Annotated in this window: 21 protein-coding genes; 11 read left to right on the plus strand and 10 right to left on the minus strand. The window is 68.8% G+C overall.

The window, feature by feature from the left end; genetic code table 11:
• Positions 1-58 precede the first annotated feature (58 nt).
• Positions 59-1,030, plus strand: a complete 972-nt coding sequence (locus tag ACAM58_RS26455; RefSeq protein WP_369664879.1) for a Bug family tripartite tricarboxylate transporter substrate binding protein — start codon at positions 59-61, stop codon at positions 1,028-1,030.
• A 62-nt stretch (positions 1,031-1,092) separates the two neighbouring features.
• Positions 1,093-2,070, plus strand: coding sequence for a Bug family tripartite tricarboxylate transporter substrate binding protein (locus ACAM58_RS26460; RefSeq protein WP_369664880.1), 978 nt, complete (start codon positions 1,093-1,095; stop codon positions 2,068-2,070).
• A gap of 125 nt (positions 2,071-2,195) precedes the next feature.
• Here the strand turns inward: ACAM58_RS26460 and ACAM58_RS26465 are convergent, their stop codons facing one another.
• Both ACAM58_RS26465 and ACAM58_RS26470 read right to left on the minus strand, forming a co-directional pair.
• On the minus strand, positions 2,196-2,861 hold the full coding sequence (locus ACAM58_RS26465) for a carboxymuconolactone decarboxylase family protein (protein ID WP_369665098.1): 666 nt from the start codon (positions 2,859-2,861) through the stop codon (positions 2,196-2,198).
• 91 nt (positions 2,862-2,952) lie between these two features.
• Positions 2,953-3,444 carry a cupin domain-containing protein gene (locus tag ACAM58_RS26470; RefSeq protein WP_015865798.1) on the minus strand — a complete coding sequence of 164 codons (492 nt, stop codon included), beginning with the start codon at positions 3,442-3,444 and terminating at the stop codon, positions 2,953-2,955.
• Positions 3,445-3,579: 135 nt separating this feature from the next.
• Here ACAM58_RS26470 and ACAM58_RS26475 point away from each other — a divergent pair, with 135 nt between their 5' ends.
• Positions 3,580-4,494: a LysR family transcriptional regulator gene (locus ACAM58_RS26475; RefSeq protein WP_369664881.1), complete on the plus strand. Its 915-nt coding sequence runs from the start codon at positions 3,580-3,582 to the stop codon at positions 4,492-4,494.
• 27 nt (positions 4,495-4,521) lie between these two features.
• On the opposite strand, the gene ACAM58_RS26480 is transcribed toward ACAM58_RS26475, so the two are convergent.
• Positions 4,522-5,508: a serine hydrolase domain-containing protein gene (locus tag ACAM58_RS26480; protein ID WP_369664882.1), complete on the minus strand. Its 987-nt coding sequence runs from the start codon at positions 5,506-5,508 to the stop codon at positions 4,522-4,524.
• A gap of 388 nt (positions 5,509-5,896) precedes the next feature.
• Between ACAM58_RS26480 and ACAM58_RS26485 the strand changes: the two genes are divergently transcribed.
• Positions 5,897-6,751, plus strand: coding sequence for an NAD(P)-dependent oxidoreductase (locus ACAM58_RS26485; protein WP_208856359.1), 855 nt, complete (start codon positions 5,897-5,899; stop codon positions 6,749-6,751).
• 21 nt (positions 6,752-6,772) lie between these two features.
• Here ACAM58_RS26485 and ACAM58_RS26490 read toward each other — a convergent pair whose 3' ends face one another.
• Positions 6,773-8,077, minus strand: a complete 1,305-nt coding sequence (locus ACAM58_RS26490; RefSeq protein WP_369664883.1) for a LysR family transcriptional regulator — start codon at positions 8,075-8,077, stop codon at positions 6,773-6,775.
• Positions 8,078-8,241: 164 nt separating this feature from the next.
• Here ACAM58_RS26490 and ACAM58_RS26495 point away from each other — a divergent pair, with 164 nt between their 5' ends.
• The 5 genes from ACAM58_RS26495 to ACAM58_RS26515 are packed head-to-tail and all read left to right on the plus strand — an operon-like array spanning position 8,242 to position 12,632.
• Positions 8,242-9,270, plus strand: coding sequence for an amidohydrolase family protein (locus tag ACAM58_RS26495; protein WP_369664884.1), 1,029 nt, complete (start codon positions 8,242-8,244; stop codon positions 9,268-9,270).
• Between the two features lie 4 nt (positions 9,271-9,274).
• Positions 9,275-9,982, plus strand: a complete 708-nt coding sequence (gene ligK / locus ACAM58_RS26500) for a 4-carboxy-4-hydroxy-2-oxoadipate aldolase/oxaloacetate decarboxylase (protein ID WP_018904797.1) — start codon at positions 9,275-9,277, stop codon at positions 9,980-9,982.
• A 15-nt stretch (positions 9,983-9,997) separates the two neighbouring features.
• Positions 9,998-11,020: a Bug family tripartite tricarboxylate transporter substrate binding protein gene (locus tag ACAM58_RS26505; RefSeq protein WP_369664885.1), complete on the plus strand. Its 1,023-nt coding sequence runs from the start codon at positions 9,998-10,000 to the stop codon at positions 11,018-11,020.
• Between the two features lie 17 nt (positions 11,021-11,037).
• Positions 11,038-11,943 carry an NAD(P)-dependent oxidoreductase gene (locus tag ACAM58_RS26510; protein WP_018904795.1) on the plus strand — a complete coding sequence of 302 codons (906 nt, stop codon included), beginning with the start codon at positions 11,038-11,040 and terminating at the stop codon, positions 11,941-11,943.
• Positions 11,940-12,632 (plus strand): substrate-binding domain-containing protein, encoded by a 693-nt coding sequence (locus ACAM58_RS26515; RefSeq protein ID WP_027730980.1) that lies wholly within the window; start codon positions 11,940-11,942, stop codon positions 12,630-12,632. Before ACAM58_RS26510 ends, ACAM58_RS26515 begins: the two co-directional genes overlap by 4 nt.
• 18 nt (positions 12,633-12,650) lie before the next feature.
• Here ACAM58_RS26515 and ACAM58_RS26520 read toward each other — a convergent pair whose 3' ends face one another.
• Together ACAM58_RS26520 and ACAM58_RS26525 are read right to left on the minus strand one after the other, a co-directional pair.
• Positions 12,651-13,058 (minus strand): VOC family protein, encoded by a 408-nt coding sequence (locus ACAM58_RS26520; protein WP_015865788.1) that lies wholly within the window; start codon positions 13,056-13,058, stop codon positions 12,651-12,653.
• The gene (locus ACAM58_RS26525) at positions 13,055-13,549 is read right to left on the minus strand and encodes a helix-turn-helix transcriptional regulator (RefSeq protein WP_369664886.1); all 495 of its coding nucleotides are present in this window, start codon (positions 13,547-13,549) and stop codon (positions 13,055-13,057) included. Before ACAM58_RS26525 ends, ACAM58_RS26520 begins: the two co-directional genes overlap by 4 nt.
• Positions 13,550-13,646: 97 nt before the next feature.
• Between ACAM58_RS26525 and ACAM58_RS26530 the strand changes: the two genes are divergently transcribed.
• Together ACAM58_RS26530 and ACAM58_RS26535 are read left to right on the plus strand one after the other, a co-directional pair.
• Positions 13,647-14,126, plus strand: coding sequence for a VOC family protein (locus ACAM58_RS26530; RefSeq protein WP_369664887.1), 480 nt, complete (start codon positions 13,647-13,649; stop codon positions 14,124-14,126).
• 41 nt (positions 14,127-14,167) lie between these two features.
• On the plus strand, positions 14,168-14,845 hold the full coding sequence (locus tag ACAM58_RS26535; protein WP_369664888.1) for a glutathione S-transferase family protein: 678 nt from the start codon (positions 14,168-14,170) through the stop codon (positions 14,843-14,845).
• A gap of 23 nt (positions 14,846-14,868) precedes the next feature.
• On the opposite strand, the gene ACAM58_RS26540 is transcribed toward ACAM58_RS26535, so the two are convergent.
• The 4 genes from ACAM58_RS26540 to ACAM58_RS26555 form a co-directional block, all read right to left on the minus strand.
• Complete coding sequence (locus tag ACAM58_RS26540) at positions 14,869-15,300, minus strand: VOC family protein (protein WP_369664889.1); 432 nt, start codon at positions 15,298-15,300, stop codon at positions 14,869-14,871.
• Between the two features lie 29 nt (positions 15,301-15,329).
• Positions 15,330-16,196 (minus strand): alpha/beta fold hydrolase, encoded by an 867-nt coding sequence (locus ACAM58_RS26545; protein WP_369664890.1) that lies wholly within the window; start codon positions 16,194-16,196, stop codon positions 15,330-15,332.
• 82 nt (positions 16,197-16,278) lie between these two features.
• Positions 16,279-16,791 (minus strand): AAA family ATPase, encoded by a 513-nt coding sequence (locus ACAM58_RS26550; RefSeq protein WP_307594403.1) that lies wholly within the window; start codon positions 16,789-16,791, stop codon positions 16,279-16,281.
• Between the two features lie 29 nt (positions 16,792-16,820).
• Positions 16,821-17,234 (minus strand): GNAT family N-acetyltransferase, encoded by a 414-nt coding sequence (locus ACAM58_RS26555; RefSeq protein WP_369664891.1) that lies wholly within the window; start codon positions 17,232-17,234, stop codon positions 16,821-16,823.
• Positions 17,235-17,288 lie beyond the last annotated feature (54 nt).

Here is a 17,288-nt window from a genome sequence, read left to right on the forward strand (position 1 = left end):
ATCCGTCCGCCTTCGCGACGCGGCGGCCGCGCATCAAAACCTATAAATGGAGACACCCTTGTTCATTCGACGCCTTGCCATTCCCCTGGCCCTTGCCCTCTGCGCCATCCAGGCGCCAGGCTTCGCGCAGACTTTTCCTTCGCGCCCCGTCACGCTGGTGGTGCCGTTCCCGCCGGGCGGCGGGACGGACACCGGCGGCCGCGTCATCGCCGAGCAGCTGGGCCGGCGCTGGGGCCAGCCTGTGATCGTGGAGAACAAGGGTGGTGCCGCCGGGCAGATCGGCGCCGACTTCGTCGCCAAGTCCAGGCCGGACGGCTACACGCTGCTGCTGGGCAACATCGGGACGCAGGCGATCAATCCGCTGCTGTATCCCAAGCTGCCCTACGACGCCGACAAGGCCTTTGCGCCCGTCTCGTTGGTGGCCGAACTGCCGCTGGCGATGATGGTGAATCCGTCGGTCCCGGCGAAGACGGCGGCCGAATTCGTGGCGCTGGCCAAGGCCAGGCCGGGCCAGATGAGCTACAGCAGCTCGGGCGCCGGCGGCGCGCCGCACCTGGCGGCCGAGATGTTCAAGGACCAGACGGGTGCCTTCATCCTGCATGTGCCTTACCGCGGCGGCGGGCCGGCCATCGCCGACCTGCTCGCGGGCCATGTGCAGTTGTCGTTCATGACCGTGCTCGAGGCCTCCGGCCACATCAAGGCGGGCAAGCTGCGTGCGCTGGCCGTGACTGGCGACAAGCGCGTGCCGGCGTTTCCCGAAGTGCCCACGCTCGCCGAAAGCGTGGCGCCCGGCTTCAACGCGATCTCCTGGATCGGCCTGCTCGCACCGGCGGGCACGCCGCCCGAGGTGGTGGAGAAGATCGCCGCCGACCTGCGCGCTGTGCTGGCCGACGAATCGGTGAAAGCGCGCTTCGTGGGGCTGGGCGGCGTGCCGCGCGCCACATCGCCGCAGGAGTTCGCGCGGCTGATCGACGACGACAAGCGCCGCTACGCCCAGGTCATCCGCAGCCGCAAGATCACGATCGAGTGAGCGCGGCGAGCCGGGCTTTCCTTTCAAGAGAGACACAGACCCACCCCCAAGAGGAGACATCCATGCAGCTCACATCCCTGGTCAAGATCCTTGCCGTCTCGGCGTCGCTCGCGGCAATGCCGATCGCCGCATCGGCCGATGCGGCCTATCCGGCGCGCGCCATCAAGATCGTCGTGCCCGCGCCGCCCGGTGGCGCCATCGACACCATTGCCCGCGTCGTCGGCGACAAGCTCGCGGTGTCGATGGGCCAGCCGGTGATCGTCGACAACCGGCCCGGCGCTTCCAACAACCTGGGCACCGACGTTCTCGCCAAGTCGGCGCCCGACGGCTACACGATCGGCATCGTCGGCGGCAGCCACAACATCAACAAGTTCCTGTTCAGGAACCTCGGCTGGGATCCGGAAAAAAGCTTCGAGCCCATCGTCTACAGCCATGAGGTTCCGCTGGTGTTTGCCATCTACCCGCAGCTTCCGGCCAAGACGCTGCCGGAGCTGGTGGCGTGGATGAAGGCCCATCCGGACGAGGCCAAGGTTGCCACCTCCGGCCGCGGCAGCGCGCAGGAAATGGCGGCCGAGATGTTCCGCATGGCCAGCGGCGCACCGATGCTGCTGGTGCCCTACAAGGGTTCGTCCGCCGCGCACCCGGACCTGCTGGCCGGACGCACCGCGCTCTTCATCGACACCATCAGTGCCATCCAGCCGCAGGTGAAGGCCGGCAACGTGCGCGCCGTGGCAGTGTCGACGCGCAAGCGGACAAGCTCGCTGCCCGACGTGCCGACCGCGGACGAGCAGGGATTGAAGGGCTACGACGCCAACACGAACGGCGGCTTCCTGGCACCGGCCGGCACGCCCAAGGCCGTCGTCGCCAAGCTGAACGCAGAGATCAACGCGGCGCTCAAGCTGCCCGACGTGCGGACCAAGCTGGAGGCCGCCGGCATCGAGGTACAGGGCGGCACGCCGCAGGAATACGCCGCACTGATCAAGTCCGATCTTGCCAAGTGGGGCAGGGTGGTGAAGGAGGCGGGGATCCAGGCGGAGTAAGGGCCGCGGGAGCTCGATGGCCGGATTCGATCGGACCAATCTCGGCATCCAAGCCGCCCGCCGGCTGCGGCGCCGCCGCGGTGACGCCTGATGCAGGCAATGGTGCGGTCGCATCGAGTCCCGCTTCAGCTGCCAGCGCGCGTGGCCAGCTGGCGCGCCAGCGCCTCGCGAGCCCTGCGGCCCACTTCCGTATCCACGCGTTCCGCAAGCACCTGCGCCAGCTGGTCGAGCTGGGCCGCACTGATGCCCACGTTCATGCTGATGCGCATGTGGGATTGAAGCTGGGATTCGGCGCCTGCAAGCGCCGACAGCATGCCGACCGTCGCCAGCTCGCGGCTCGGCCAGTCGAGGTTGTCGCGCTCGAACACATCGCCGAAGAGGTGCGTCTTCAGGTATTCGTCGATGGCCGGCGCGAAATCGAACAATGCGCCCTTGACCGGGCCACCGGCGAGCTTCGTCTGGTTGGCCGTGCCGGCCGCCAGCAGTGCGTCGCCCTTCGGAATGGGGCGCGAGGGCAGTTGGCCCTGCTTGTCCTGGGCACCGCGCTGCTTGCGGGCTTCCACGACCTTCATCAGTTCGCCCAGCGCATTGAGGCTGCGCGGGAATCCGGCATAGGCATACACCTGCACCAGGATCTCCTTTGCCTCGTTGACGGCCAGGCCGGCATCGAGCCCCTGCTCGAGCGCCGTGTTCAGGCGGGCGATGTCGCCCGCCGCTGCGAACGCCGCAATCGGGATGATGGATTGCTGGCGCAGCGAAAGCGTTTCGGATGCGGTGCGTGTGGCATTCATGTTCGTGGACTCCTGGGGCACGGTGCCGGCATGGCACGGCGCGGCGGCGAGGCACAGCGCCAAGGCCAGCGCGCCCGCCTTGCTGCCATGCCTAGCGCTGGTTGTATTGCTCATCGCTGACCTTCTCCATCCATTCGACGTTCTTGCCGTCCACGGTGCCGGTGACGGCCAGGTGGACCAGTGCCGTGAACGGAGCGGCGCCGTGCCAGTGCTTGACGCCCGGAGGGCACCAGACGACGTCGCCGGGGCGGATCTCCTGCACGGGTTGGCCCCACTCCTGGGTCAGGCCGAGGCCCGACTGCACCACCAGGCGCTGCCCGGCCGGGTGGGTGTGCCAGGCGGAGCGCGCGCCGGGCTCGAAGGTCACGAGGCCGCCCGAGGCGTTGAGGGTTTCGGTGGCGGGCCAGAGCGGGTCGACGCGGACGCGGCCGGTGAAGTATTCGGCGGGACCGGCTGCCGAGGGTTGGCTGCCGGCCCTTGCGATCTGCTGGGCCGCCCCCGGTGCCGGCGCGGGTTCGGCGCCTGCGCCGATGGAGTTCAGGGCCGCAAGGTAGAGCGCGGCCTTCAAGGGTCGGGTGCACATGGTGGGTCAATTCCTGGTCGTCGATGGCAAGAGTGCGCCGCCTATGAGCGCGACGCGAACGCCTTAACTCTATGGACACCACGCGCGGTTGAGAAGGAAGCAAAATCGGGATGCTTATGTGAATGTGGCTCACCAATGGCAAAAGAAAACCTGAACGATCTCCAGGCCTTCGTGGTGGTTGCCCGCGAACGCAGCTTCACCCGTGCCGCCGCCCAGATGGGCGTGTCGCGCTCGGCGCTCAGCCATTCGATGCTGGCGCTGGAGGCGCGCCTGGGCGTGCGCCTCCTGACCCGCACCACGCGCAGCGTCTCCGTGACCGACGCAGGCGCCCGGCTCCTCCATACGCTGGCCCCACGGTTGCAGGACATCGAGCGGGAGCTCGAATCGCTTTCCGCAATGCGCGACAAGCCGGCCGGCACGGTCCGCATCACCACGCATGACCATGCGGTTGCCACGGTGCTGTGGCCCAGGCTCCTGCCGCTGCTCAAGCAGTATCCGGACATCCAGGTGGAGTTCAGCGTCGACTACGGCTTCACCGACATCGCCGCCGAAAGGTTCGATGCCGGCGTGCGGGTGGGAAACCGCGTCGACAAGGACATGGTGGCGGTCCCGATCGCACCGGCGCTGAGGATGGCGGTGGCAGCTTCTCCGGAATACCTCGCGGGCAAGCCTGTGCCGGTGAAACCCGCGGACCTCACGGCGCACCGCTGCGTGAACCTGCGGCTGCCGACGCACGGCGGCCTGTACGCCTGGGATTTCGAGAAGGGAAGGAAGCAGGTCAGCGTGCGGGTGCAAGGCCAGACGGTGTTCAACAACACCTTCCTGATGCTGCGCGCGGCACTGGACGGCATGGGCTTTGCCTATGTGCCCTTCGACATCATGGAACAGCACATCGAGGAGGGGCGGCTGGTTCCGGTCCTGCAGGACTGGTGGCCGAGCTTTCCGGGCTACCACCTCTACTACGCCCATCGCCGCCAGCTTTCCCCGGCGCTCGCCCTGGTCATCGAAGCCTTGAGGTACCGGGCGCCGCCGCCCAGGCGAACGGGGTGACCGCCCGGCCGGGGCTTGCTGTGTTCTTCAGCGCAGCGACGCGTGGATCAGCTTCTGCACCGCGAAGAGCGGCTTGAGCTGGTCTTCGCGGTAATAGTTGCCCATGAAAATGACATACACCAGCTCGAGCGCAGGAATGACGACCAGCCGCTGGCCTCCGAGTCCGATCGCCATGTAGGCTGGCGAGCCATCCTGGCGCTGGATCACATACCAGTGGTAGCCATACCGGAGGCCTTCGAAAGCGCCGGCGCGCGGCGTCAGCGACTCGGAAATCCAATCCTTCGGAACCAGCGCCCGGCCGTTCCACTCGCCGCGCTGGAGCAGCAGCTGGCCAACGCGAGCCAGATCCGGCGCGCGCATGCGCAGGCCCGATGCGGCGGCCGCCTCTCCATTGAAACCACGGGTCCACTCGACCTTCTCGATGCCCATGGGCGAGAACAGCTTGTCGCGCGCGTAGTCGAGCAGCGGCACGCCCGCGCCCTTGGCGATGAGATGGCCCAGCAGGGCCGTTGCGCCGCCCGAGTAGCGCCACCGCTCGCCCGGGTTGGCGACGATGGGGCGTTCCAGCACATAGCGGTAGCGATCCTTGCTGCGCTCCATCGAAATTTCGCTGTTGCGCGGATCGCTGTAGGGCAGGTCCTCGTTCCACTCCAGGCCCATCGTCATCGCGAGGGCATGGGAGATGCGGATCGCACGCCTGCGCTCGTCGCGGGCCAGGTCGGCGTAGGCGGGAAAGGCGTCCAGCAGCGGCGCATCGAGCGCGGGAACCTTGCCTTCGGCGAGTGCGATGCCGTAGAGCAAGCCCACGATGCTCTTGCTGACGGAACGAAGGTCATGCAAGGTATCGGCGCTGAATGCAACCGTGCCCAGCGGCGTACCCCAGCGTTCGTCCGGGCCTTCGAAGTAGCGCTCCATCTCGACACGGCCCTTGCGCGCAATGAAGACGGCATGCAGGTTCGCGAACTCGCCGCTTTGCACGCCCTGGTCCAGGCGCGCCGCAAGATCCGGCGCCATTGCGCTGGACTCCGGACTGCCTCGCGTCCATTGGAATGGGGTTGCTGCGAATCCCCGTCCCGTGCAGGCGAGCGCAGCTGCGGCGCCGGCCGTCATGAGCACGCTGCGACGCCGCGGGGCATGGGACTGCTGGTGGCTTGTCATATGGGGGCTCGATGGTCTTGGTCGGTAATTCATGGGCATCGCTCACCGGGGCGAAGTACGCGGCCGAGTTTGGTACGCTGCGCCTGCCTGCAGGCCAATCCCAATCCGAGCCATTTCGTCGCACGACCGGTGCTTGCCGACGCAAGCCTAACCCAAGGCGGAACGCAGTCCTCGATCCGGACGGCTGCCCCTGCGTCCCCTACACATCGCAACCCAGGAGACTCCCTTGAAAAAGAACATCGGCATGATCGGCATCGGCATGATGGGCCACGGCATTGCCAGCAACATCGCCAGGCACGGCTATCCGCTGGCGGTGCTCGAGCACCCGGGCAACCAGCCGCTGGACGCGCTCAAGGCCGCCGGCGCGCGCAGCTTCACGCGCGCGGCCGAGCTGGCCGCGCAGTCCGACATCGTCATCCTCGTGCTCACGGGCTCGCCGCAGGTCGAGGCCGTGCTCACGGGTGAAGGCGGCGTGCTGCAGGGCTTGCGCCCGGGCAGCATCGTGATCGACTGCTCCACCGCGATTCCCGCTTCCACGCTGCGCATGGCCCAGGCCGTGCAGGCCGCGGGCAGCCGCTTCCTGGACACGCCGATGACGCGCACGCCGAAGGAAGCGGCCGAAGGCCGGCTCAACCTGCTGGTGGGCGGCGATGCGGCCCTGCTCGAGGAATGCCGCCCGCTGCTGTCGTGCTTTGCCGAGAACATCCTGCACGCGGGCCCGGTGGGCGCGGGCCATGGCATGAAGCTGCTGCACAACTTCGTCTCGCTGGGCACGGTGGCGCTGATCGCCGAGGCGGCGGCTTGCGCCGGCCAGCACGGCGTGGCGCCCGAGATGTTCGTGGAGATCCTGGCCAAGGGCGGCGGCGGCGGCGTGGCGCTGGAGCGGCTGCGCCCCTATCTCACGGCCAAGGACACGTCGAGCCTGCGCTTCTCGATCGCCAATGCGAGCAAAGACCTCGGCTACTACAACACCATGGCGGGCGATGCCGGTGCGCACCGCGACATTGCGGCGGCGGTGCTGCAGACGCTGCAGCATGCGCAGGGCCTGGCGCCCGAAGCCCTGGTGCCCGAGTTGGCGGACCTGCTGGCCCGGCGCTGAGCGCCAGCGGCCGTCCGCATTTCACTGGCCGCGGCTTCCCGCCTTTGCGCGGAAGTCGGGCGAGCGGGCGACCACCGCGCGGATCTCCTGCATCAGCGCGCGCGCACCGGGCGAGGGGAACGCGCCGAGGCGCTGGGTGAGGCCGATCTCGCGCCGCGTCTCGTCGAGCGGAAAGTCCAGCACCACCAGGCTGGCATTGCGGATCTCGTGGCGCAGCTGGTGGGCGGAGATCGCGGTCAGCATGTCGCTTTCGAGCAGCAGGCCGCGCAGCACGGCAAGGTCGCCGGTCTCCACCGCGGGAACCGGCGGCGCTTCGCGCGCGGCCGAGAAAAAGCGCTCGAGCAGCTCGCGCGAAGGCGTGCCCTGCCGCGAGAGCGCCCAGGTCGCCTGACGCAGCGCATCGAAGTCGACACGTGCGGCGCGCGCCAGCGGATGGCCGGCGCGCGCGATCACCGAGATGCGGTCTTCGAACAGCGCTTCCTGCTGCAGGTCGCGCGCCTCGGCACTGCTGCGCAGCGCGCCGAGGATGAAGTCGATGTCGCCACTGCGCAGCGACGCCGCCAGCGCGTCATAGGGGCTTTCGACCGTGGCGACGTGCAGCCCCGGATGGCGCGCCAGCAGCGAGGCAATCGCTTGCGGCAGTATCTGCGTGCGGCCGAGCGGCAGCGCCCCCACGTTCACGCTGCCCTGCAGCATGCCTTCGCTGGCCGCGATGTCGGGGCCGATGTGGCGCAGCTCCGCGAGCACGCGCTTGAAATGGAAGGCCACGATCTCGCCGGCCGGCGTGGGCACCAGGCCTCGCGTCCTGCGCTCGAGCAGCGCGACGCCGAGCCCGCCTTCGAGGTCCTTCAGCGCGCTGCTGATCGCCGGCTGCGTGATGCCGAACTCGCGCGCGACGGCCGGCATGTTGCGCTTTTCCACCAGGCTCGCAATCACCGCGAGACGCCGGCCGTTGAGGATCGATGCAAAGAGCGAATGCACGTCGTCCGATGCGCCGATGCCGCCGCGCGCGACGAGCTGGGCGCGCGCGTCCTCGAACTCGCGCTCGATGCGGCGCGCGCGCAGCAGCACCAGGTCGCCGTAGGAGTTCAGCGCCATGCCGCGCGGGCCGCGGTCGAACAGCGGCCGGCCGAGCGCGCCTTCGAGCTCGGAGATGGAGCGCGTCACGCCCGAGGCGACGCGGAACAGCTGCTCGTCCGCGGCCCGGGCGATGCTGCCGGCCGCCGCCACGGCCGTGAACGCGCGCAGGTGCCGCAGGTTGAGGCCCAGCGCATGAGTGTGCGTGCGGTCGATCACTTTGTCTTGCAGATGGCGTCGGCCCGTCATTCCAGAAGTGCCTGGGCAGGAGCCCTGGCCGATAAGAAAGTCTGATGGTAGGGCAAGCCGAACTCACGCCACGCGGCGGCGTCCGGAACCACACTTGACGCAAGGGCCGGCGCACGCGCTGCGCATGCCGGCAAGACACCACCCAGCCATTCACGGAACCGCCCATGATCATCGACTGCCACGGCCACTACACCACGGCGCCCAAGGCGCTCGAGAACTGGCGCAGCCAGCAGATTGCGGGATTGAAAGACCCCGCGCTGAAGCCCCGCGCCGCCGACCTGAAGATCAGCGACGACGAGCTGCGCGAGTCGATCGAGGGCAACCAGCTGCGCCTCATGAAGGAGCGCGGCAGCGACCTGACGATCTTCAGCCCGCGCGCGAGCTTCATGGCGCACCACATCGGCGACTTCGAGACCTCGTCGACCTGGGCCGCCATCTGCAACGAGCTGTGCTTTCGCGTGAGCGAGCTGTTCCCCGACCACTTCATCGGCGCGGCCATGCTGCCGCAGTCGCCGGGCGTGGACCCGCGCAGCTGCATCGCGGAACTCGAGCGCTGCGTGCGGGACTACGGCTTCGTGGCCATCAACCTCAACCCCGATCCCTCGGGCGGGCATTGGACCTCGCCGCCGCTGTCGGACCGCCACTGGTACCCGCTCTACGAGAAGATGGTCGAGCACGACATTCCGGCCATGGTGCATGTGAGCACGAGCTGCAACGCCTGCTTCCACACCACCGGCGCGCACTACCTGAATGCCGACACCACGGCCTTCATGCAGTGCCTCACCTCGGACCTGTTCAGCGACTTTCCGACGCTGCGCTTCGTGATCCCGCACGGCGGCGGCGCGGTGCCCTACCACTGGGGGCGCTTTCGCGGCCTCGCGCAGGAGATGAAGAAGCCGCTGCTCAAGGACCACCTGCTCAACAACATCTTCTTCGACACCTGCGTGTACCACCAGCCGGGCATCGACCTGCTGACGCGCGTGATCCCGGTCGACAACATCCTGTTCGCGAGCGAGATGATCGGCGCGGTGCGCGGCATCGACCCCGAGACCGGCTTCTTCTACGACGACACGCGCCGCTACATCGACGCCACGCCCATGCTCGACGCCGAGGCGCGCCACAAGGTGTTCGAAGCCAACGCACGCCGCGTGTACCCGCGCCTGGACCGCGCACTCATCGCCAAGGGGCTCTGATCTCATGTCTTCTTTTTCTTCCAACACCCTCCAGCAGCTCGGCGTCGTCCATCGCCACGTGGCGCGCCCGGATGCCGCCGCGGTCGACAAGCTGTCGCGCTTCGGCGTCTCGACCGTGCACGAGGCGCTCGGCCGGCTCGGGCTGATGCAGCCGCGCATCCGCCCGATCCACCCCGATGCGCGCTTTTGCGGCCCGGCCGTCACGGTGCTGCTGCAGCCCGGCGACAACTGGATGCTGCACGTGGCGGCCGAGCAGATCCAGCCCGGCGACGTGGTGGTGGCGGCTTGCACCAGCGACAGCACCGACGGCTTCTTCGGCGACCTGCTTGCCACTTCGTTCAAGGCGCGCGGCTGCAAGGGCCTGGTGATCGACGGCGGCGTGCGCGACGTGCGCGACCTCAACGCGATGGGTTTCCCCGTGTTCAGCCGCGCCATCCATTCGAAGGGCACGATCAAGGCCACCCTCGGCTCGGTCAACGTGCCGGTGGTGTGCGCCGGCGCTCTGGTGCATCCGGGCGACGTGGTGGTGGCCGACATCGACGGCGTGGTGGTGGTGCCGGCTGCGCGCGCGCAAGAGGTGGCCGACGCCGCCGAAGCGCGCGAGGCCAACGAGACGGCCAAGCGCGCGCGCTTCGCGGCCGGCGAGCTCGGCCTGGACATGTACGCCATGCGCGAGCCGCTGGCCAAGGCCGGCCTGCGCTACATCGACTGACGGCGGCAGGACGACATGGCTCGCATCATCGGCACCGCGACCACCGGCATCACCCGCCGCCAGGCCTGCATCTTTTCCGCAGGCGGCGCGCTCTGGCTTGCGAGCCGCAGCGGCGCCGCGGCTGCCGAGGGCTATCCGGACCATCCGCCGCACCTGGTCGTGCCGTTCACGCCCGGCGGCTCCACCGACGTGCTGGCGCGCAGCATCGGGCAGGAGCTCGGCCGCGCATGGAACCAGGCCGTGGTGATCGACAACGTGCCCGGCGCGGGCGGCTCCGTCGGCGCGGAGAAGGTCGCGAAGGCGCCCGCGGACGGCTACACGCTGCTGATGGGGCACATCGGCACGCTGGCCATCAACCCGTCTCTCTACCCCAAGCTCGGCTACCACCCGCTGCGCAGCTTCGCGCCCGTGGCATGGGTCGCGCGCGTGCCGAACGTGCTCGTGGTCCATGCCTCGGTGCCGGCGCGCACGCTGGCCGAGCTGATCGCGCTGGCCAAGGCCAGGCCCGGGCAGCTGGCCTATGGCTCGGGCGGCAATGGCAGCGCGGCGCACATTGCAATGGAATACCTCAAGCTGCAGACCGGCGCCTCGCTGCTGCACATTCCATACCGCGGCACCGCGCCGGCCGTGAACGACCTGCTGGCGGGCCAGCTGCAGGCGATCTTCACCGGCACGCCTGCACTGCTGCCGCACATCAAGGCCGGCAAGCTGCGTGCGCTCGCGGTGTCGAGCCGGCGCCGCATCGCGTCGCTGCCCGAGGTGCCCACGGTGGCCGAGAGCGGCGTGCCCGGGACCCAGGATTTCGAGGCCGACCAGTGGTACGGCGTGGCCGCGCCGGCTGCAACGCCCGCGCCGATCGTCGCGATGATCAACCAGCAGATCAATCGCTCGCTCGACTCGGTGGAGGTCAGGGCGCGCCTCGCGGCCGAGGGCGCCGAGGCCACGCCCGCCACGCCGCAGGTCTTCGGCCAGCTGATCGCGAGCGAGATGGTGCGCTGGGAGCGCGTGATCAAGGCGGCCCGCATCACCGTCGATTGAACAGCAAGGAGACACACATGGGCATCACACTGGGCATCGTCGGCTTCGGCGAAGTGGGCGGCATCTTCGGCCGCGGCCTGCTGCACAAGGAGGGCATCGAGGCGGTCTGGGTCTGGGACCTGAAATTCGCCGACTCCGACGGCGGCGCGGCAGCACGCGCCGCCGCCGAAGCCGGCGGCCTGCGCGTCGCCTCGGGCATGCAGGCGCTGTGCGCCGCGGCCGATCTGCTGGTCTCGGCCGTGACCGCATCCAGCACCTTCGCGGTGGCCGAGGAGGCCGCGCGGCATGCGCGGGCGGGCATGCGTTTTCTCGATCTCAACTCGGCCTCGCCCGGCACCAAGCAACGGGCCGGCGCCTTGCTCGAAGCCGCCGGCGCCGGCTATGTGGAAGCCGGCGTGATGACCTCGGTGCCGCCCTACGGCATCCGCGTGCCCATGCTGCTGGGCGGCGCCCAGGCCGAGGCACTCGCGGCCACGCTGTGCGCATGGGGCATGGACGCGCGCGCCGTGAGCGAGCGGCTCGGCGTGGCGTCGGCCATCAAGATGAGCCGCAGCATCATGATCAAGGGGCTGGAGGCGCTGGTGATCGAAAGCTACACCACGGCGCGGCGCTACGGCGTGGAGGCGCATGTGCTGCCCACGCTCGCCGAGACCTTTCCGCAGATCGACTGGGAGCGGCAGGGCGCCTACTTCTTCAGCCGCGTCGTGCAGCATGGCAAGCGACGCGCCGAGGAAATGCGCGAAGCGGCGCAGACTGTTCGCGAGACCGGCTTCGAGCCTTTCATGGCGGCGGCCATTGCAGCCAAGCAGGATTGGGTCGCGCAGCAGGCGCACACGGGCCTCTTCGAAGGACTGGACGCCAAGAGCCCGTGGCAGGACTACGCCGACCGCCTGATCGGCACAGGGCAGGGCGGCGGGAAATGACGGTGCCTGCGATCCGTGGCCTCTGCTCGATGGCGACCCGGGGCTTGCTGCAGGAGCTTGCGGCCGCCCATTCGCAGCGCAGCGGCGTGCCCGTCTCCTTCCTGGCGATCGGCGGGGTCGAGGCGGCGCGGCGCGTGTCCGCGGGCGAGCCCTTCGACGTGGTGGTGCTGGCCTCGGATGCGATCGATGCGCTTGTCGCGCAGGGCAGGCTCGATGGCGGCGGCAAGGTCGACCTGGTTCGTTCGGGCGTGGCCGTGGCGGTGCCAGCGGGCGCGGCGCACCCCGATATTTCCACCGAGGACGCGCTGCGCAGCGCAGTGCGCACCGCCTCCGGCATCGCGTATTCGACCGGGCCGAGCGGCGTTGCCTTGATGGCGTTGCTCGAGCGTTGGGGCATCGCCGGCGAGATCCGCGCCCGCCTGGTGCAGGCGCCGCCCGGCGTGCCGGTCGGCGCGCTGCTCGCACGCGGCGAGGCCGCGCTGGGGTTCCAGCAATGGAGCGAGCTGATCGGCCTCGAAGGCGTCGACCTGGTCGGCCCCTTGCCGCCGGAGGTCCAGATCACCACGGTCTTTTCCGCGGCGCCGGTGGGCGGCTGCGCGCAGCCGGCCGCGGTGCGCGCACTGCTCGAATTCATGTGCTCGCCAGACAGCGCCGAGGCCAAGCTCCGCCATGGCATGGCGCCGGCCTGAGGCAAGTTCGGCGCTGGTTCAGCCGCGCGCCTGGATCAGCTTCCAGCCATTGCCCGACGGATCACGAAAGCCCGCGTCCACGGTGCCGTAGCGCTCCACCGGCTCCTGCGTGAATTCCACGCCCAGGCCGCGCATCCGCTCATAGGCGGCGCGGCAGTCGTCCACCCGCAGCACCAGCGGCGGCATCGCGCCCTTGGCGACGATGGCGCGCACCGCCTGCGCCGTGGCCGCATCGAGCACCGGCGGTCCGGGCCTGAAAAGGCCGAGCTGGAACGACGGCTGCTCGGGGTGCTGCACCGTGAGCCAGCGGTAGTCGCCGTTTCCCACGTCCGTGTGGACGCGGAAGCCGAGCTTCTCGACATAGAACGCCAGCGCCTCGTCCTGATCGTGCACATACAGACCGGCGACTTCAATGCCCTGATTCATGGAATCTCCTGTGGTTGTTCAGGCTCGTTTGTACCGTCCGCCGCGAGGCGCCGCTTCTCCGAAACTGCGGTCGTGAGATGGGGCCGGTGCGCGGCGTTGACGATGCACACGGGCACCCGGACGAGCTCTTGCGGCGTGGCCTTGCCGCGCGCGCGGATCGCGCTCGGGCTGCTGCCGGTGATGTCGCGGAAGGTGCGCCCGAAGGTGCCCAGGCTCGCCCAGCCCGTCTCGAAGGCGATGTCGGTGATCGGCCGATCGGTCTCGCGCAGCAGCGCCATCGCGCGCTCGATGCGCCGCGTGAGCAGGTACCGGTGCGGCGGCGTGCCGAAGGCCTGCTTGAACGATCGCGCGAAGTGTGCCTCCGACACGCCGCTCACCTGCGCCAGCCGTTCGACCGGCCACTCCTCGTGCGATGCGGCGTCCATCCGGTCCTTGGCGCGCAGCAGCCGCCGCAGAAGTGCGGGGTCCTGGATGATCGGGTCGATGGCCATCGCAAAATTATCGCGGACGCGCGTGTGGCGGCTGGAGGCGCTATCCTGCCGTGGATCGCAACTGGCGTTCGTATCTGTCCCATTCAGGAGACCCAAGATGATCAGCAAGAACACGATTTGTCTCTGGTACGACGGCGCCGCCCTGGATGCCGCCAAGTTCTACGCAGAGACCTTCCCCGACAGCGCCGTGGGCGCCGTCCATCGCGCGCCCGGCGACTATCCCTCGGGCAAGGAAGGCGATGTGCTGACGGTCGAGTTCACGGTGATGGGCATCCCCTGCCTGGGCCTGAACGGAGGCCTGGCGTTCAAGCACAGCGAGGCCTTTTCGTTCCAGGTCGCGACCGACGACCAGGCCGAAACGGACCGCTTGTGGAACGCGATCATCGGCAACGGCGGCCAGGCCAGCGCATGCGGCTGGTGCAAGGACAAGTGGGGACTGTCGTGGCAGATCACGCCGCGCGCCCTGACGGCCGCCATCACCGATCCCGACCCGGCGGCAGCCAAGCGAGCGTTCGAAGCGATGATGGAGATGACAAAGATCGACATCGCCGCGATCGAAGCGGCTCGGCGCGGCTGACGCGCAATTCAACACAGTGGCGGGACACAAGCCGCCGAACCATGATCACCCTGCACCACTGCGTCAGCGCACGCTCGTTCCGCCCTCTCTGGATGCTTGAAGAGATCGGGCTTTCCTACGAACTCAGGATGCTGCCCTTTCCGCCGCGCGTGCTGTCGCGGCCGTACCTCGAGATCAACCCGCTCGGCACGGTGCCGATGCTGGCCGACGGCGCCATGCGAATGACCGAATCGGCCGCGATCTGCCAGTACCTGGCCGCACGCTTCTCGGCGGGCCAGCTCGATGTGGACCGCGACGAGCCGGACTTCGGGCCGTACCTCAACTACCTTCACTTCGGCGAGGCAACCTTGACCTTTCCGCAGACGCTCGTGTTGCGGTACGCGCACTTCGAGCCGGCGGAGCGAAAGCAGCCCCAGGTGGCCGACGACTATGCCAAGTGGTTCCTCGCGCGCCTGCGAACGCTGGAGCCGCTGCTCGCCGAACGCGAGCATCTCTGCGCGGGCCGCTTCACCGCGGCGGACGTGTCGGTCGGCTATGCACTGCTGCTGGCCGAGCACCTGGGCCTGGCCGAGCGCTTCACACCGGCGGTGGCGGCCTACTGGGAGCGCTTGCAGGCGCGACCGGGCTTCAAGGCAGCCATGGCTGCGCAATCGAGAGCGGCCGAGGTGCAGGGGGTCTCTTCGACGCCTGCACCCGACATCAGGCCCGACAGGCCTTGACGGGCGGCCGCGGCCCCAAGCGCCTACGCAGCTTCAGCCCCTGGCAGCAGTTGCGGGTTGTAGATCGCCTCCCACAGGTGCCCGTCGGGGTCCATGAAGTAGCCGGCATATCCGCCGTAGAAAGTGTCGGCCGCGGTTTTCACCACCGTGGCACCGGCCTTCGCGGCTTGCTGCATCACGGCGTCCACGTCGGCCTTCGACATGACGTTGTGCCCGAGGGTGAATTCGAGGGACCCGCCCGCGCGCAGCGGAAGGCCGGCATCGGCCGCGATGCTCGAGCGCGGCCACACGGCCAGCTTGAGACCGTCCTGCAGGTCGAAGAAGGCGACGGCGCCGTTCTCGAACTCCCTGCCCACGATGCCGTTGGTGGGCAGGCCGAGCCCGTCGCGATAGAAGGCGACCGCTCTCTCCAGGTCGTCGACGCCGAGGGTGATGACGGTGATTCTTGGTTGCATGCAGATCTCCAAAAACGACGTGGCGCGCGTCAGGCCGCATGCCCGATTTCAGCGCGAAATGCACGCAGCGCTTCGCAGGTTGCAGCGGGCGCCTCGATGGGAAGGAATTCTCCGCTGCCGCTGATGAGCTGCGATCGAAGATTCGCGGCGCCGGCCTTGCGCAGGCCTTCTACATAGTCGCCGATGTCGCGGCCGCCGGCGTCGCCGCGCAAATACAGGATGGGCGTTTCGATGCGAACAGGGCTCGCGTTGCGTTGCGCGGCGCTCTCGAGCGCCCGGTACCAGTCGAAGCCGGCCTTCAAGGCTTCGGGCCGCTGGTAGGCGCGCGTCCAGTCGTTTCGGATCTCGTTCGTCAGCGCATGCTTGTCGCCCGCGAGCAGGTCGTAGAAGTAGTCGAAATAGGCGCGTTCGCGCCCGCTCACCAGCCGTTCGGGCAACTGCGGTATCGCATGGAACGCGAAGTGCCAGATGCGGGGCTCGGCGACGAGCCTCGACCACGGCGCAACGCCGGGGATGACGGTGTTCATGATCACCGCGCCCGCAATGCGTGCGCCGTGCTCCCGCGCCGCTGCAAATGCGAGCATGCCGCCGACGTCCACGCCCGCGAACACGATCGAATGCGCGCCCAGCGATTCGGCCGCGCGCAGCAGGAGGCCGGCGAGTGCATGCAGCTCGCAGGGCGATGGGCCCGGCGGCAGGCCGAGCGACCCGCCGATGCCGGGCAGGTCGAAGGCGATGGCGTGTTCATCCTTTCCGAGCTCATCGAGCACCGGGTCGTAGATCGACTTCGATTGCGGCCAGCCGTGCAGCAGGATGAGCCACGGCGATCCCGGGTCGCCGGCGCAGCGGTAGGAAAGGGTCACGCCGTCGATCGAAAGCGTGGATTCGCGGGCCATGGGTGCGTGCTCCTTCGAGAAGCACCCTATGCCTCGCGAAGCCCGTGCTGATCAGCCTCGCCCGCAGCCCGATGTAGGCCGTTTACTCGCCTGCGGCTTGGCTGCGCGGCCGGTCCAGGATCAGCGTGGCCGCCTCGCTTGCGCTGACGACCGCCGAATCGATGACGAGGCGGCTGGTGGTCCAGGCCTCGTATTCATGGCGCGCGACTGCCTCCCAGGTCGGCGGAACGTGGCCCGAAATGTCAGCCTTCCGGCTCTCCACGCGCCTGCGGTGCTCGACGGGGTCGGAGCACACGATCTCGAGCTCGAGCAGGCCCGAGGATGTGCTGGCTGCCACTGCACGCCATGCCTCGCGGGTGACCGGGAGCGGATTGACGCAATCGGCGATCACCGACATGCCGAGCGCGAGATTGGACCGGGCAAGCTCGCAGGCCACGGCGTAGCCGGCGGGGCCCACTTCCTCGAGAGCCCCCGATCGGATGAGCGCTTGCTCGATGGTGTCGATGCGCAGATAGGCGCAGGGGAAGCGGGCAGCGAGTTCGCGCGCGATGGTGGTCTTGCCGGTGCCCGGCAATCCACCGAGAACCATCAGCATCGGCTTCGCCGTGCGCGTGATTCCCCCGATCAAGGCGCCACCCGCAGGCGTTGCTCCCTCGGCCGCTCCATCGCGGCCGACGAGGGGCTGAAGCCCAGCCTGGCAAAGAACTCGGCGGCACCCGGCCGGTCGGCCCGCAGCACCCATGTCATGCCCGTCTCCGAACCCAGGATGTGCCGGACCAGCGCTTGCCCGATGCCCTGACGGCGCAGCGGCTCGGCGACCACGACCATGGACAGGTATCCGTTGGAGATGCCATCGCCGATGGCGCGCGCAAAGCCGACGATCTCGCCGTCCGCCGACAACGCGACCACCGCCTGCTGCGACGCCGAGATCAGCCGGCCGAGATGTGCGGCACCGGCGATTCGGTGCGCCCATCCGTTGGCGCAAAGAAGGCGATGGATCGTGTCGGCATCGGAAGCCGCGGCGCTGCGAATCTGCATATCCGCTCCTCGAGAATTGAATGGCATCGAGGGCGACTGTAGCCGCTCGCGCGG

The organism is Variovorax sp. V116, assembly GCF_041154435.1.
GTDB classification, from domain to species: Bacteria; Pseudomonadota; Gammaproteobacteria; order Burkholderiales; family Burkholderiaceae_C; genus Variovorax; species Variovorax paradoxus.

Coding starts and splice junctions, on each gene's coding strand:
- ACAM58_RS26460 (WP_369664880.1), top strand. CDS start 1,093: ATGCAGCTCACATCCCTGGTCAAGATCCTTGCCGTCTCGGCGTCGCTC.
- ACAM58_RS26465 (WP_369665098.1), bottom strand. CDS start 2,861: ATGAATGCCACACGCACCGCATCCGAAACGCTTTCGCTGCGCCAGCAA.
- ACAM58_RS26470 (WP_015865798.1), bottom strand. CDS start 3,444: ATGTGCACCCGACCCTTGAAGGCCGCGCTCTACCTTGCGGCCCTGAAC.
- ACAM58_RS26475 (WP_369664881.1), top strand. CDS start 3,580: ATGGCAAAAGAAAACCTGAACGATCTCCAGGCCTTCGTGGTGGTTGCC.
- ACAM58_RS26480 (WP_369664882.1), bottom strand. CDS start 5,508: ATGGCGCCGGATCTTGCGGCGCGCCTGGACCAGGGCGTGCAAAGCGGC.
- ACAM58_RS26485 (WP_208856359.1), top strand. CDS start 5,897: ATGATCGGCATCGGCATGATGGGCCACGGCATTGCCAGCAACATCGCC.
- ACAM58_RS26490 (WP_369664883.1), bottom strand. CDS start 8,077: ATGACGGGCCGACGCCATCTGCAAGACAAAGTGATCGACCGCACGCAC.
- ACAM58_RS26495 (WP_369664884.1), top strand. CDS start 8,242: ATGATCATCGACTGCCACGGCCACTACACCACGGCGCCCAAGGCGCTC.
- ligK (WP_018904797.1), top strand. CDS start 9,275: ATGTCTTCTTTTTCTTCCAACACCCTCCAGCAGCTCGGCGTCGTCCAT.
- ACAM58_RS26505 (WP_369664885.1), top strand. CDS start 9,998: ATGGCTCGCATCATCGGCACCGCGACCACCGGCATCACCCGCCGCCAG.
- ACAM58_RS26510 (WP_018904795.1), top strand. CDS start 11,038: ATGGGCATCACACTGGGCATCGTCGGCTTCGGCGAAGTGGGCGGCATC.
- ACAM58_RS26515 (WP_027730980.1), top strand. CDS start 11,940: ATGACGGTGCCTGCGATCCGTGGCCTCTGCTCGATGGCGACCCGGGGC.
- ACAM58_RS26520 (WP_015865788.1), bottom strand. CDS start 13,058: ATGAATCAGGGCATTGAAGTCGCCGGTCTGTATGTGCACGATCAGGAC.
- ACAM58_RS26525 (WP_369664886.1), bottom strand. CDS start 13,549: ATGGCCATCGACCCGATCATCCAGGACCCCGCACTTCTGCGGCGGCTG.
- ACAM58_RS26530 (WP_369664887.1), top strand. CDS start 13,647: ATGATCAGCAAGAACACGATTTGTCTCTGGTACGACGGCGCCGCCCTG.
- ACAM58_RS26535 (WP_369664888.1), top strand. CDS start 14,168: ATGATCACCCTGCACCACTGCGTCAGCGCACGCTCGTTCCGCCCTCTC.
- ACAM58_RS26540 (WP_369664889.1), bottom strand. CDS start 15,300: ATGCAACCAAGAATCACCGTCATCACCCTCGGCGTCGACGACCTGGAG.
- ACAM58_RS26545 (WP_369664890.1), bottom strand. CDS start 16,196: ATGGCCCGCGAATCCACGCTTTCGATCGACGGCGTGACCCTTTCCTAC.
- ACAM58_RS26550 (WP_307594403.1), bottom strand. CDS start 16,791: ATGCTGATGGTTCTCGGTGGATTGCCGGGCACCGGCAAGACCACCATC.
- ACAM58_RS26555 (WP_369664891.1), bottom strand. CDS start 17,234: ATGCAGATTCGCAGCGCCGCGGCTTCCGATGCCGACACGATCCATCGC.